Raw genomic sequence first — 14,028 nt, forward strand, 5'->3', positions numbered from 1 at the left:
ATCCATCATCCGGAAGAGACTCTTTTTCTCGATGGATGCGCGGGTCAACCCGCGCATGACAAGGGGGATAAAATAATGCCGATGATCAACGCCGAAGGGTGCCTGCTCAACGTCCAGGTGGACGGCCGCGACGGCGGACCGACCCTGATGCTGTCGAACTCGCTCGGCTGCACGCTGCAGATGTGGGAGCCGCAGATGCCGGCGCTGACGCAGATGTTCCGCGTCATCCGCTACGACCGCAGGGGTCACGGCAAATCCGGCGTGCCGGCGGGCCCCTACTCCATGGAGCGGTTCGGCCGCGACGTGCTGGCGATTCTCGACGACCTCAACATCGAGAAGGTGCATTGGTGCGGGCTGTCGATGGGCGGCATGGTCGGACAGTGGCTGGGAGCGAACGCGCCTGAGCGGTTCGGCAAGATCATCCTCGCCAACACCGCCTGCTACTATCCCGATCCGACCAACTGGCTGAACCGGATCAAGGCGGTGAAGGAAGGCGGCATCGCCGCGGTCGCCGAGACCGTGATCGCGGGCTGGCTGACCGCTGATTTCCGCGAGCGCGAGCCCGAGACCACGGCACGGATGAAGGCAATGCTTGTAGCCTCGCCGGTCGAGGGCTATCTCGCCTGCTGCGAGGCGCTGTCGACGCTCGACCAGCGTGCGCTCTTGCCCAGGATCAAGAGCCCGACGCTCGTGATTGCAGGAAAGCAGGACATGGCGACGCCGGTGTCGGCCGGTGAAATGATCCGCAGCGGCATTCCCGGCGCCAGCATGACGCTGCTCGATGCCGCGCACATCTCCAACGTCGAGCAGTCGCACGCCTTCACCGAAGCCGTGGTCGGCTTCCTGACGCAACGGTAGTGCCGCACATTCGAACACCTCTCCCATCGGGAGAGGTCGGATTGCATCGAAGATGCGATCCGGGTGAGGGGTGACGCCCCCTCGTGAGACCTGAGCCCCTCTCCCGGCGCTTCGCGCCGACCTCTCCCATCGGGAGAGGTGGAACACCGATCGGAAGGAGACATCAATGGACGACAACCAGCGCCGCGACGACGGCATGACGCAGCGCCGCAAGGTGCTGGGCAATGAATGGGTCGACAAGTCGATCACAAACCGCAACGCGTTCAACACCGACTTCCAGGACCTGATCACCCGCTATGCATGGGGCGACATCTGGACCCGGCCGCATTTCGATCACCGCACGCGGCGGGTGCTGGTGATCGGCACCATGGTCGCGCTCGGCCAATGGGATGAATTCCGCCTGCATGTGCGCGCGGCGCTTGCCGAAGGCGGCTTCACCCCCGATGACATCAAGGAGATCCTGCTGCAGCAGGCGATCTATTGCGGCGTGCCAGCGGCCAATCACGCAGTCAAGGAAGCCGGCGCGATCATTGCCGAACTAGGGCTGCTGAAGGGATAGCTCGGTCGCCGGTGCGCTCGCCTCCGTGGCGGGCGACTTGGCAGCGGACGACTTGGCGGTTGGCTTCGGCGAGGTCTCGAACAGCATCACGATTGCGGTGCCGAGCAGCATCAAGAGCTCGGCGGCATGCATGCGCAGCGCTTCGATCTCGCCGACCTTCGAGGCCATCATCATGCTGGCGAAGCTCAGCACGCTGCCGAGGCAGAGTGCCACCGCAAGCGCCTCGTCGAGGCCGCTGCCGCGGCTCTTGCGGAAGGGTGCAAAGGCGGCCATCGCGAGGAACACCGCGAAGAACGCCACCACGGTGATCCGCGCCAGCGCCAACAGCCATGCGAGCCGCACCGTCGCCATCTTGGCAAGGTGCAGATGGTCGCTCGCATACAGCGCGATTGACACGCTCGGCCGCTCATAGAGGCCGTGGATCGGCGACACCATGATGCTGAAGGCGATGATGGTCCAGACCGGAATGAAATAGGCCGCAAGAAGCGCGCCGTTGAAGGAGCTGATCCGCCAGTTACTCGACATTGCCGCTTCCCGTGGTTCCGACGCCTTATCGGATTGGCGACGGTTCAGCCTGCGAGGTAACGCCGATCAATTGCCGGCGGCAATTTAAACCCTTTCTTTACCTTAACTGGGCTGGGGATTGTCTGGGGACGGCTGGCAGCGTGCCAAAACGGCGCAGAAAAAAGGGCCCCGCCTTCCGCGAGACTGTCAGTGACGCAGTTGCGCGGGGAACACGGGTTCCGGCGTGATCATTGCAAGGCAATGGCGTGTCGGCCCTGTGACATCGGAACCGCCCCCGCCGAAGTAGTTATGTACAAGCCCTTTCGGCGGCAGCCAGCACTGTTGCCGCCGCCGGGGTTCCACTGTTAGAAAATGACACGATGCGACGGATCAGGCTGCCGGGGGCCCTCGCCGCGTCACCCTCGACGTAGCGTTTTCGAGCGAAGTGGGAACCGGTTCGCGTGAAGAAAACGCGTCCAAATCAAACCGAGAGCCCGTTCGGTTCTCAACCGAACAGGCTCTAACGGCAGCGCATGGATTATTTCGCCCAGCAACTGATCAACGGCCTCGTGCTCGGTTCGATCTACGGCCTGATCGCCATCGGCTACACGATGGTCTACGGCATCGTCGGCATGATCAACTTCGCCCATGGCGACATCTTCATGATCGGCGGTTTCATCGCCCTGATCTCCTTCCTGGTGCTGGTGTCGCTCGGCCTCACTGCGATCCCCGTGATCCTGCTGATCGTGCTGCTGGTCTCGATGGCGATCACCGCGCTCTATGGCTGGACCATCGAGCGCATCGCCTATCGTCCCTTGAGGCATTCGTTCCGCCTGGCGCCGATGCTGTCGGCGATCGGCATGTCGTTCGTGCTGACCAACTTCTCGCAGGTGTCGCAGGGCGCGCGGGTGAAGCCGGTGCCGCCGATCATCACCGGCGGCTACACGCTGCACGAAGGCCCGGCCGGCTTTGCCGTGCAGCTCTCCAACGTCCAGATCATGGTCGTGCTCGCCACCATCGTGGTGCTCGCGCTGTTCACCTGGCTGGTCTCGCGCACCCGGCTCGGACGCGACATGCGCGCCTGTGAGCAGGACCAGACCATGGCCGCGCTGCTCGGCGTCGACGTCGACCGCACCATCTCGATGACCTTCGTGATCGGCGCCGCGCTCGCCGCCGTCGCCGGCATGATGTACCTGCTCTATTACGGCCTGGTCGATTTCTTCATGGGCTTCGTCGCCGGCATCAAGGCGTTTACCGCCGCGGTGCTCGGCGGCATCGGCTCGCTGCCGGGCGCGATGCTCGGCGGGCTCGCGATCGGCCTGATCGAGACGATGTGGTCGGCCTATTTCTCGGTCGAGTACAAGGACGTCGCCGCGTTCTCGATCCTGATCGTGGTGCTGATCTTCATGCCGACCGGCCTGCTTGGCCGTCCCGAAGTCGAAAAAGTCTGACAGGCACTTCGTGAGCGCGACCTCAGCCCGCCCATCGCCCGCCGCGCAGCCCTCGGGCGGCGCCTTCATTCTCAAGAAAGCCCTGATCAGCGCTGCCGTCGCGCTGGTGCTGTTCTCGCTGATGATCGGCGTGCGCACCGAGGCCGGACCGCAAGGCGGCCTGATCTACTGGACGCGGTTCGGCGACCTCGCCGCCATGGTCGGCACCGTGTTCGGCGGCAGCATCATCGTCGAGCTGCTGCGGCAATGGTGGGGGCCGGTCGACAAGGACCGCATCGTGCCGAAACCGGTGCAGAGCGCGATGTCGTTCGCCGGACGATGGCTCGCCCCGGCGCTGCTGGTGTTCGCCTTCCTCGTGCCCGTCATCTTCTACAACCAGCGCTACATTCTCGACCTTTCGATCCTGGTCCTGACCTATGTGATGCTGGGATGGGGATTGAACGTCGTGGTCGGCCTCGCCGGCCTGCTCGATCTCGGCTATGTCGCCTTCTACGCGGTCGGCGCCTATTCCTATGCGCTGCTGGCCACCAATTTCGGATTGTCGTTCTGGGTCTGCCTGCCGCTTGCCGGCATCCTGGCGGCGTTCTGGGGCGTGCTGCTCGGCTTCCCGGTGCTGCGGCTGCGCGGCGACTATCTGGCGATCGTGACGCTCGCCTTCGGCGAGATCATCCGCCTCGTCATCATCAACTGGCAGAGCCTGACCGGCGGCCCCAACGGCGTCTCGGGAATTCCGCGCCCGACCATGTTCGGCATTCCGTTGACGCCGGGCGATGACGGGCTCGCCGCCAGGCTCGGCATCGAGTTTTCGCCGACCCACCGCCTGGTCTTCCTGTTCTATCTGATCCTGGCGATGGCGCTGCTCACCAACTGGGTGACGATCCGGCTGCGGCGGCTGCCGATCGGCCGCGCCTGGGAGGCGCTGCGCGAGGACGAGGTCGCCTGCCGCGCGCTCGGCATCAACACCACGACCACCAAGCTGACGGCGTTCGCGACGGGAGCGATGTTCGGCGGCCTCGCCGGCGCGTTCTTCGCCACGCGGCAGGGCTTCATCAGTCCGGAATCCTTCACCTTCCAGGAATCGGCGCTGGTGCTGGCGATCGTCGTGCTCGGCGGCATGGGCTCGCAGCTCGGCGTCGCGCTCGCCGCGCTGACCATGATCGGCGGCTTCGAACTGTTCCGCGGCTTCGATCAATACCGCATGCTGGTGTTCGGCATCGCGATGGTGGTGCTGATGATCTGGCGGCCGCGCGGGCTGATCGGCCATCGCGCGCCGACCGTGTTCCTGGAACGCAACCAGGCGATCTCATCCGACCTCGTCAAGGAGGGCCACGGATGAGCGCCGACCACATCCTCACCGTCGACCGCCTGATGATGCGCTTCGGCGGCATCGTCGCGGTCAACGAACTCTCCTTCGCGGCCGAGCGGCGCAAGATCACCGCGCTGATCGGGCCGAACGGCGCCGGCAAGACTACCGTGTTCAACTGCATCACCGGTTTCTACCGGCCGAGCGGCGGCACAATCCGCCTCACCCATGACGACGGCCGCACCATCCAGCTCGAGCGGCTGAACGATTTCCGCATCTCCAAGCAGGCCAAGGTGGCGCGCACCTTCCAGAACATCCGGCTGTTTCCCGGCATGACCGCGCTGGAAAACCTGATGGTCGCCCAGCACAACGCGCTGATGCGCGCCTCGGGCCTGACCCTGCTCGGCCTGCTCGGCCTGCCGTCCTGGCGCGAGGCCGAGCAGCGCGCCATCGAACTGGCGCGGACCTGGCTCGACCGCGTCGGGCTTCTCGACCGCGCCGACGATGCCGCGGGCAATTTGCCGTATGGCGACCAGCGGCGGCTCGAGATCGCGCGCGCGATGTGCACCGAGCCTGCGCTGCTCTGCCTCGACGAGCCGGCGGCGGGACTGAACGCGCGCGAGAGCGGCGGGCTCAACGAGCTCCTGCTGTCGATCCGCAACGAACAGGGCACCTCGATCCTCCTGATCGAGCACGACATGTCGGTGGTGATGGAGATCTCCGACCACGTCGTGGTCATGGACTACGGCGTCAAGATCGCCGAGGGCACGCCGCAGGCCGTGCGCGACGACCCCAAGGTGATCGCCGCCTATCTCGGCGCCGACGAGGAAGAGGCGATCGCCGTGATGGAGAGCGGCACGTGAGCGCGGCACCGGCAACCACACCCCTGCTCGCGGTGCGCGGCGTGCGTGCGGCGTATGGCAAGATCGAGGCGCTGAAGGGCGTCGACATCGAGATCAATGCCGGCGAGATCGTCGCCCTGATCGGTGCCAATGGCGCCGGCAAGTCGACGCTGATGATGACGATCTTCGGCCGGCCGCGCGCCCGCGCCGGGCGGATCGAATTCGACGGCAATGACATCACCGGCGTGCCGACCCACGAGATCGCGCGGCTGCGCATCGCGCAATCGCCAGAGGGCCGGCGAATCTTTCCGCGCATGAGCGTCGCGGAAAACCTGCAGATGGGCGCCGATGCCACCGAATGCAGCGAGGCGGAACGCGCGAGCGGCCTGGAGCGCGTGTTTGCGCTGTTCCCGCGGCTGAAGGAGCGCGTCGCGCAGCGCGGCGGCACGCTGTCGGGCGGCGAGCAGCAGATGCTGGCGATCGGCCGCGCCCTGATGAGCCGGCCGCGGCTGTTGATGCTGGATGAGCCTTCGCTGGGGCTGGCGCCGCTGATCGCGCGGCAAATCTTCGACGCCATCCGCACGCTGAACCGGCAGGACGGCCTCACCGTCCTGATCGTCGAGCAGAACGCCAACCATGCGCTGAAGCTCGCCCATCGCGGCTATGTCATGGTCAACGGCCTGATCACGCTGGCCGGAACAGGCGCCGAATTGCTGCAGCGCCCCGAGATCCGCGCCGCCTATCTGGAAGGCGGCCGCCGCAGCTAAAGCGCGATGCGGTCAGGCTGAACCGTCATCGCGCTTTAGCCTCTTGTTTGAGCATGATCTTTTCGGAAAACCGCTTCGCACTTTTCCGGATCATGCTTTAGCTGGACGTCCCGTGCCGCCCCTGCAGCAAGATGCAGCGTCGATTTGCCTGAAAATTGCCGGTGACTTCGCCGTGAAATCAGCCGAGAATGCCCGCGGTTTTGGGGCCCGGCGTGCCGGGCTCTTCCGCTAGAGGCAACGACCACGAGGGACGTCTCATGAAATCACTGAAGCTGATCGGCCTGGCATTGGGCGCTTCGTTCGCATTATCGGCGAGCGCGTTCGCGCAAGACATCACGATCGCCGTCGCGGGCCCGATGACGGGCTCCGAATCCGCTTTCGGCCGGCAGATGAAGAACGGCGCCGAGCAGGCGGTCGCCGACATCAACGCCGCCGGCGGCGTGCTCGGCAAGAAGCTCGCGCTGGAATCCAATGACGACGCCTGCGATCCGAAGCAGGCGCGCTCGATCGCGGAAAAGATCGGCTCTTCGAAGATCCCGTTCGTGGCTGGCCATTTCTGCTCGTCGTCGTCGATCCCGGCCTCCGAGGCCTATGCCGACGCCAACGTGCTGCAGATCACCCCGGCCTCGACCAACCCGCTGTTCACCGAGCGCAAGCTCTGGAACGTGGCGCGCGTCTGCGGGCGTGACGACCAGCAGGGCATCGTCGCCGCCGAGTACATCGCGAAGGCCTACAAGGGCAAGAACATCGCGATCCTGAACGACAAGACCACCTACGGCAAAGGCCTCGCCGACGAGACCAAGAAGGCGCTCAACAAGGCCGGCATCACCGAGAAGGTCAACGAGTCCTACAACAAGGGCGACAAGGACTTCAACGCAATCGTCTCGCGCCTGAAGCGCGACAACATCGATCTGGTCTATGTGGGCGGCTACCACCAGGAAGCCGGCCTGATCCTGCGCCAGATGCGTGACCAGGGCCTGCAGGCGGTGCTGATGGCGGGCGACGCCATGAACGACAAGGAGTTCGCCTCGATCGCCGGCCCGGCCGCTGAAGGCACCCTGTTCACCTTCGGCCCCGACCCGCGCAACAAGCCGACCGCGAAGGCGATCGTCGAGAAGTTCAAGGCCAAGAACATCGACCCCGAAGGCTACACGCTCTACACCTACGCCGCGATGCAGGTGTGGACCCAGGCCGTCGCCAAGGCCGGCTCGACCGACGCCAAGAAGGTGATGGACGTCATCAAGGCCGGCGAGTGGAACACCGTGCTCGGCAAGATGGCCTTCGACGCCAAGGGCGACATCAAGGCGATCGACTACGTCGTCTACAAGTGGGACGCCAAGGGCAATTACACCGAGATCAATCCGAAGGGCTCCTGAGCCCCTCGCACCTGATCTGAATCCGAGAACAACGCCCCGGTTCGCCGGGGCGTTTTTGTTTCGGCAGATCCTCTTCCGAATTGCGCGAGCATCTGCCGCAGTTGACGGAGCGACGAGCCCCGCAAGATCGAACGCATATGATCTGGGCAGGTCACGATTGAAGTTTAATCTTGCCTGGTTTTGGAGCGCACAATAACGTTTGAGCGTCCAACGCGACGATGCGGGAGAGATCGAAACGAAAACAAGCACTACGTTTTCGTGTTCGGCGCCGACGGAGCAACCGCCCCGGAAACTCTCAGGCACAAGGACCGTGTCGTCAGGACGATCTGGAGAGAGACGCCGTGTCCTTGATGCGGCGTCCACCGAAGGGGATATCCGTCATCAAGCCATTGCATTGCGCAAGGGCTCCAGCGGATCAAGCTCTCAGGTACCGGGACAGATGGGGCGCCTCCACCGGTTTACGCCGGCGTCGGGGCGACTCTGGCATCCGGGAGCCTCGTCAAGACATGCCCATCATTGCACCCGTCTGCGCCGGCCTCCCCGGTGCAACGACCATCCGTGCGACGCGGACCCGCGACTGCCTTCGTCCTGCCTTCGACGGATGTCTCGACGCCATGACAAAAGGCATCGCGCATCGGCGAGCAGGCTTCCATTCAATCAGCGTGCTCTTTCACACCAATTGAAGTCCGTTCACCCGAGGAAAATGATGTCAGCCACACCGCGCGCCAAAAACACCCCGATGTCCTGGAAGACCGCGTTACGCGGGCTGCTTGTCGCCACGGCGCTGGCGTGGCCGGGCCTGTCTCACGCCAAGACGATCAGGGCGGTGATGCACTCGGACCTGCGGGCGCTCGATCCGATCGTTTCGTCGGCCTACATCACGCGTGACCACGGCTACATGGTCTACGACACGCTGGTGGCAATGGACTCCAGCTTCACGATCCGGCCGCAAATGGCGGACTGGAAGGTGTCCGACGACAAGCTGACTTACACGTTCACGCTGCGCGACGGCCTGAAGTGGCATGACGGAACGCAGGTCACTGCGGAAGACTGCATCGCTTCATTGAAGCGCTGGGCTGCCGTCGACGGCATGGGCCAGAAGCTGATGGACTTCACCGCCAGCCTGGAAGCCCCCGATGCCAGGACGATCACACTGAAACTCAAGGAGCCCTACGGCCTGGTGCTGGAGTCGCTCGGCAAACCATCCACGCTCGTGCCCTTCATGATGCCGAAGCGCCTTGCCGACACGCCGTCGGACCGGCCGATCCCCGAGCAGATCGGCTCGGGTCCGTTCAAGTTCGTCGCGGCGGAATTCCAGCCCGGCGTGAAGGCCGTCTACGAGAAGAACAAGGACTATGTGCCGCGCGCCGAGCCGCCAAGCTGGACCTCGGGCGGCAAGGTGGTGAAGGTCGATCGCGTCGAATGGATCACGATGCCCGACGTTCAGACCGCAACCAGCGCGCTTCAGTCCGGCGACATCGATTTCCTGGAACGGCCGTCATTCGACATGCTGCCGATCCTGCAAGCCGACAAGGATTTGACGTCGCGCCCTCTGAGCGGCCTCGGCTTCCAGACCATCGGGCGGATGAATTTCCTTTATCCGCCATTCGACAACGTCAAGGTGCGCCGGGCCGCCATGATGGCACTGAGGCAGAAGGACGTGCTCGACGCCATGGTCGGGGATCCGAAGCTCTACAAGATTTGCGGTGCCGTTTTCGGCTGCGACACGCCGCTCGCTACCGATCTCGGATCGGACTCTCTCGTCAAGGGCGGCGGCATGGCCGAGGCCAGGAAGCTGCTCGCCGAATCCGGTTACGACGGCACGCCTGTCGTGATGCTGGCGCCGACCGATGTGGTGACCCTCAAGACCCAGCCCATCGTCGCGTCGCAGTTGCTGCGCCAGGCCGGCTTTCAGGTGACGGTCCAGTCGATGGACTGGCAGACCACGAACATGGTCCTTGCAAGCCAGAAGCCGCCGAAGGACGGCGGCTGGAACATGTTCTTCACCAACTGGGGCATCGCCGACATCATGAATCCCGTCGTCAGCGCTCCCCTGAACAACCGGGGTCGCAAGGGCGGCTGGGTCGGCTGGCCGGACGACGCGCAGATCGAGAGCCTCCGCGATGCCTTCGCGCGCGCCGGCTCGCCGGAAGCGCAGAAGAAGATCGCGGCCGAGATTCAGGCGCGCGCGCTCGACCAGGTGACTTACATTCCCCTGGGACAATATTTTGCGCCGAGTGTGTGGCACAAGGAGCTGACGGGCATGCTCGATGGTCCGGCTACGCCGCTGTTCTGGAACGTCGATAAACCCGAGTGATCTCAACCCACATGATCCTGATCGACGCGGGCGGCTATCCGGGACAGGCCGAAGCCTCCACCGTGCGATGCAAATGGAAATCTCCGAAAATGTCGGGATGCAATCTGATGTCCCTTCTGCGGACTTTCCGACACAGCAAGGTTTGAAGCCATGTCACCTGATACCAAGTACGATGTGATCGTCGTCGGCGGCGGCTCGGCCGGCGCGGCCACTGCCGCCCGGTTGTCCGAAGATCGAAAGCGGCGGGTGCTGCTGCTGGAAGCGGGCCTCGACTGGCGGGCCGATGAAGCGCCCTGGGAAATCAGGACGCCGAATCCGATTCCCATCATTCACAAGCGGGAATTCCAGGAGAAATGGCAGTGGCCCGACCTTCTGACCCGCCGCATCGCAGGCCAGGAGCCGCGCTTCTATTGGCGCGGCAAGGGGCTGGGCGGCAGCTCGATGATGAACGGCCAGATCGCCATTCGCGGCGTCGCGGATGCCTTCGACGAATGGGCCGCGCTCGGCTGCACCGGCTGGTCCGCGCGCGAGATCATGCCGTTTTTCTCGATGATCGAGGACGATGAGGAATTCGGCGACACCAACGGACATGGACGCGGCGGCCCGCTGCCGGTCTATCGCGCCCCGCTGGAGACGTGGGGGCCGATTGATCGCGGCCTGCGCGATGCAGCTCTCGCCAGCGGCTATCCGTGGTGCGCCGACGTCAACGGCCCGGATGGCGAAGGCGTTGCCTGCTATCCGATCAACAGCCGCAACAGTCGTCGCATCACAACCAACGAAGGCTATCTCGAGCCGGCGCGTGGCCGCGCCAATCTGGAGATCCGTGGCAAGGCGCTGGTCGACCGGGTCATGATCCGCGACGGCAAGGCGACCGGTGTCCGCGTCCATATCGACGGCCAGGGCACCAGCGAGATCGGCGCGCGTGAGATCGTGCTGTGCAGCGGCGCCATCCACAGCCCCGCGATCCTGTTGCGATCGGGCATTGGCCCGGCGGACGAGCTGCAAGCCATGGGAATCGCGGTCGAGCGTGACCTGCCGGTCGGCCGCAACTTCTTCGACCATCCGCTGTTTCGCATGACGATCCAGCTGCGTGAGGATCTGCGGCCCACCGATCCGGATGCGCGTCACACCAATTGCTGCGTGACCTATTCATCCGGTCTCGCCGACGGCGGCAAGCGCGATATGATCATGATCGGGTTCAACCATCGCGGCATCGGAAATCCCGGCGCGATCGGCGCCGGACTGTTCAACGCCTATTCGCGCGGTCAGCTGAAGCTCGCTTCGCCCGATCCGGCGATCGATCCGATCGTCGAGGAGAACATGCTGGCCGATCCACGCGACATGCTGCGCATGCTAGATGCGGTGAAGCGGTTCGCCGTCCTGGCCACGCAGCCGGCGCTGGCCCGCATATCGGACTGGATCCGCCTCGGAGATACCGAGCTGACCCTCCCGGCCGCCGCGGCCTTGCCGACGGTCGAGCTCGAAGCGGTGTTGCGACGGGAAACCGGCGATATCCAGCATGCAGCCGGCAGCTGCCGGATGGCCGGCGTCAACGATCCCGCGGGCGTGGTCAATCCCGACGGTACGGTGAAGGGCATCGGCGGCCTGCGGGTCGCCGATGCATCGATCATGCCGTCCGATTGCCGGGCCAATACGCACTTCACAACGGTTGTCATCGGCGAAGCCATCGCCCGGATGATGAGGTCATAGACGAGGCCGTCAGCGCGCCTCTAGCCGTGCCCGCCGCAGCTGCTATACCGGTTCGACCAGCCAAAGCTCGGACAAGACGCGGACGGACCTATCGTGAAAAACCTTCTCACCGATATTGCCGGCGTCAGCGTTGGCCATGCCGACGACGCGGTGATCGCCTCGGGCGTCACCGCCATCCTGTTCGAGCGGCCGGCGGTGGCCTCGATCGATGTCCGCGGCGGCGGCCCCGGTACCCGCGAGGACGCTCTCTTGTCGCCCCATAACGTCGTGGAGGCGATCGACGCCATCACGCTGTCGGGCGGCTCCGCGCTCGGGCTCGACGCCGCCGGCGGCGTGCAGGCCTGGCTTGTCGAGCGCGGCCGGGGCTTTCGCATTCGCGACGCGGTGATCCCGATCGTGCCGGGTGCGATCTGCTTCGATCTGCTCAACGGCGGCAACAAGGCATGGGGGCGCTTTCCGCCCTATCGCGATCTCGGCTATGCGGCTGCGAATGCCGCCTCTGACAGCTTCGAGCTCGGCAGCGTCGGCGCCGGCATGGGCGCGACCACCGCCAATTTGAAAGGCGGCCTCGGCTCGGCGTCTGACGTGACCGACGACGGCGTCAAGGTCGCGGCGCTCGCGGTGGTCAACGCGGTCGGCAGCGTGACGGTCGGCAGCGGCCCGTGGTTCTGGGCGGCGCCGTTCGAGGCCGATAGCGAGTTCGGCGGGCGCGGCCTGCCGCCCTCGTTCACGCCTGATATGCTCAAGATACGGCTGAAGGGCGGCGCGGACGCAACCGCCGCCGAGAACACCACCCTCGTCGTGGTCGTGACCGATGCGCAGCTGACCAAGCCGCAGGCGCGGCGCCTTGCGATGATCGCGCAGACCGGCATGGCGCGCGCGATCTATCCGGTGCATGCCCCGCTCGATGGCGATGTGGTGTTTGCCGCGGCAACCGGCGTCAAGCCGATCGATCCGCTGTTCGGGCTGACCAAGCTCGGCGCGATCGCGGCCAACACGGTGGCGCGCGCGATCGCCCGCGGTGTCCATTCAGCCACCGCCCTGCCGTTCCCCGGCGCGCTGCCGAGCTGGCGGGACAGGTACGGCTAGATCGTCTGAAGTCGGACCGCGAAGGCAGTGCGCTCCCTCGCCCCGCTCTTGCGGGGAGAGGGTTGGGGTGAGGGGCTGCCGCCGCGTAGACGGTGACAGTGACGTTCGCGGAGACTCCCCCTCACCCGGAACGCATCTTACGATGCGTTCCGGCCTCTCCCCGCACGCGGGGCGAGGCAAGGAGCTATCGGTCAGACCCGATCAGGCATGGTAGCGCCTTAGGCGCTGACCGACACGCTCGAGGAAGCCTGCGCGGAGATCGCCTGCGCCTGGCGCTGGATCAGCTGCTCGATGAAATTGTAGGACGAGGTCGCGCTGCTGCTAGCGGAGGACGAGGTCGTGCTGCTGGTGGTGGAGGCCGCCGCCGGCGATGTCATCGACACCTTCGAGCCGTCGGCATAGGTCATTGTGGTGGTGGTCGAGCCGTCGCTGTTGGTCACCGAGGTCGAGGTTGCGCCGTCGAGCGCCTGCATCAAGGGATCGGAGCTCGATCCGCTGCTGGAGCCGGATCCGTCGGTCGCGCCGCCCGCGTGATGGTGATGATGGCCGCCGCCCTTGTGGCTCTGCAGCGCCTGCGACATCTCGTCGAGGCTGACGCTGCCGTCGCCATTGGCATCAAGCTTGGCAAACACGTCGTCGGCCTGTGCGGTGTTGGTGCCGCCGGCGCCGAGCGCATTCTCGAATTCCGTCTTGGTGATCTGGCCGTTGCCGTCGGCGTCGATCTGCGAGAACAGGTCCTGCAGTGCGTCCGACCGGCTGGTCGGCGTCGTGCTGGTGGAGGACGTGGTCTGCGACTGGCTCTGCGCGGCGAGCAGTGCGCTCATCGTCTCCGCCGAAATCTGCGTCGAGCCAGAGCCCGATCCGGTGCTGGTGCTCGTGCTGGCCGACGTCGAGGTACTGGTCGCAGGCGCGAACAGGCCGGTCGCCGGACTTCCCGAACTGGAGCTGCCCGTCTGCGCCGTCGACTTCGACGACATCAGCGAGCTCAGAAGATCGATGGCGGACGACGCAGCGCCTAACGCAAATAGCATGGCAATACTCCAACAAGGCCGCGGCCCCGCGGCTCAAACGCTTCTCAGTGGCTCAGCAAGGGGTGTGCCATGGCAAAAACCCAATAAATCCAGGCCTTGGCGCACCGATGCGGGTTCCGCGCACCCGGCAAGAGCTGCCGCCAGGGGCAGATTTTTCCGGCTGGCGAACGCCGTCCGCTCGCATTGCCCGCCAGGCGTCCGCATGTTAGGCGGGATCACCC

At 65.1% G+C, this 14,028-nt stretch carries 12 protein-coding genes and 2 riboswitches; of the genes, 10 read left to right on the top strand and 2 right to left on the bottom strand.

Features of this window, described 5'->3' with window-relative positions:
* The first annotated feature begins 75 nt into the window (after positions 1-75).
* Positions 76-858, top strand: coding sequence for a 3-oxoadipate enol-lactonase (gene pcaD, locus V5279_RS29430; protein WP_338690597.1), 783 nt, complete (start codon positions 76-78; stop codon positions 856-858).
* A gap of 166 nt (positions 859-1,024) precedes the next feature.
* On the top strand, positions 1,025-1,417 hold the full coding sequence (locus V5279_RS29435; RefSeq protein ID WP_338690599.1) for a carboxymuconolactone decarboxylase family protein: 393 nt from the start codon (positions 1,025-1,027) through the stop codon (positions 1,415-1,417).
* Here the strand turns inward: V5279_RS29435 and V5279_RS29440 are convergent.
* Positions 1,397-1,942 carry a hypothetical protein gene (locus tag V5279_RS29440; protein ID WP_338690601.1) on the bottom strand — a complete coding sequence of 182 codons (546 nt, stop codon included), beginning with the start codon at positions 1,940-1,942 and terminating at the stop codon, positions 1,397-1,399. The two genes, V5279_RS29435 and V5279_RS29440, sit on opposite strands and share 21 nt — an antisense overlap.
* 512 nt (positions 1,943-2,454) lie before the next feature.
* On the opposite strand from V5279_RS29440, the gene V5279_RS29445 reads away from it, so the two are divergent.
* From V5279_RS29445 to V5279_RS29480, 8 genes are all read left to right on the top strand, one after another.
* Entirely contained in the window at positions 2,455-3,372 is a 918-nt protein-coding gene (locus V5279_RS29445; protein ID WP_029081618.1) for an ABC transporter permease subunit, read from the top strand.
* 10 nt (positions 3,373-3,382) lie between these two features.
* Positions 3,383-4,708 carry a high-affinity branched-chain amino acid ABC transporter permease LivM gene (gene livM, locus V5279_RS29450; protein WP_338690604.1) on the top strand — a complete coding sequence of 442 codons (1,326 nt, stop codon included), beginning with the start codon at positions 3,383-3,385 and terminating at the stop codon, positions 4,706-4,708.
* Complete coding sequence (locus V5279_RS29455; RefSeq protein ID WP_338690606.1) at positions 4,705-5,538, top strand: ABC transporter ATP-binding protein; 834 nt, start codon at positions 4,705-4,707, stop codon at positions 5,536-5,538. Before livM ends, V5279_RS29455 begins: the two co-directional genes overlap by 4 nt.
* Positions 5,535-6,284 (top strand): ABC transporter ATP-binding protein, encoded by a 750-nt coding sequence (locus V5279_RS29460; protein WP_338690607.1) that lies wholly within the window; start codon positions 5,535-5,537, stop codon positions 6,282-6,284. The genes V5279_RS29455 and V5279_RS29460 overlap by 4 nt, the downstream gene beginning before the upstream one ends.
* Before the next feature lie 257 nt (positions 6,285-6,541).
* Positions 6,542-7,660, top strand: coding sequence for a branched-chain amino acid ABC transporter substrate-binding protein (locus tag V5279_RS29465; RefSeq protein ID WP_338690609.1), 1,119 nt, complete (start codon positions 6,542-6,544; stop codon positions 7,658-7,660).
* A 211-nt stretch (positions 7,661-7,871) separates the two neighbouring features.
* Positions 7,872-7,981, top strand: a riboswitch (glycine riboswitch).
* 3 nt (positions 7,982-7,984) lie between these two features.
* Positions 7,985-8,101: riboswitch (glycine riboswitch) on the top strand.
* Positions 8,102-8,366: 265 nt separating this feature from the next.
* The gene (locus V5279_RS29470; protein WP_338690611.1) at positions 8,367-9,977 is read left to right on the top strand and encodes an ABC transporter substrate-binding protein; all 1,611 of its coding nucleotides are present in this window, start codon (positions 8,367-8,369) and stop codon (positions 9,975-9,977) included.
* A gap of 150 nt (positions 9,978-10,127) precedes the next feature.
* Positions 10,128-11,687, top strand: a complete 1,560-nt coding sequence (locus tag V5279_RS29475) for a GMC family oxidoreductase (RefSeq protein WP_338690613.1) — start codon at positions 10,128-10,130, stop codon at positions 11,685-11,687.
* A 93-nt stretch (positions 11,688-11,780) separates the two neighbouring features.
* On the top strand, positions 11,781-12,776 hold the full coding sequence (locus tag V5279_RS29480; protein WP_338690615.1) for a P1 family peptidase: 996 nt from the start codon (positions 11,781-11,783) through the stop codon (positions 12,774-12,776).
* Positions 12,777-12,994: 218 nt separating this feature from the next.
* Here V5279_RS29480 and V5279_RS29485 read toward each other — a convergent pair whose 3' ends face one another.
* Complete coding sequence (locus tag V5279_RS29485; RefSeq protein WP_338690617.1) at positions 12,995-13,807, bottom strand: EF-hand domain-containing protein; 813 nt, start codon at positions 13,805-13,807, stop codon at positions 12,995-12,997.
* Positions 13,808-14,028: the final 221 nt, after the last annotated feature.

This window comes from Bradyrhizobium sp. 26S5 (assembly GCF_036923295.1).
In the GTDB taxonomy this organism is placed as follows: Bacteria; Pseudomonadota; Alphaproteobacteria; order Rhizobiales; family Xanthobacteraceae; genus Bradyrhizobium; species Bradyrhizobium septentrionale.

Bases quoted from the DNA above. Each gene is read 5' to 3' on its own strand.
- V5279_RS29485 (WP_338690617.1), bottom strand. From the start codon at position 13,807: ATGCTATTTGCGTTAGGCGCTGCGTCGTCCGCCATCGATCTTCTGAGC.
- V5279_RS29455 (WP_338690606.1), top strand. From the start codon at position 4,705: ATGAGCGCCGACCACATCCTCACCGTCGACCGCCTGATGATGCGCTTC.
- V5279_RS29465 (WP_338690609.1), top strand. From the start codon at position 6,542: ATGAAATCACTGAAGCTGATCGGCCTGGCATTGGGCGCTTCGTTCGCA.
- V5279_RS29470 (WP_338690611.1), top strand. From the start codon at position 8,367: ATGTCAGCCACACCGCGCGCCAAAAACACCCCGATGTCCTGGAAGACC.
- pcaD (WP_338690597.1), top strand. From the start codon at position 76: ATGCCGATGATCAACGCCGAAGGGTGCCTGCTCAACGTCCAGGTGGAC.
- V5279_RS29435 (WP_338690599.1), top strand. From the start codon at position 1,025: ATGGACGACAACCAGCGCCGCGACGACGGCATGACGCAGCGCCGCAAG.
- V5279_RS29475 (WP_338690613.1), top strand. From the start codon at position 10,128: ATGTCACCTGATACCAAGTACGATGTGATCGTCGTCGGCGGCGGCTCG.
- V5279_RS29440 (WP_338690601.1), bottom strand. From the start codon at position 1,942: ATGTCGAGTAACTGGCGGATCAGCTCCTTCAACGGCGCGCTTCTTGCG.
- V5279_RS29445 (WP_029081618.1), top strand. From the start codon at position 2,455: ATGGATTATTTCGCCCAGCAACTGATCAACGGCCTCGTGCTCGGTTCG.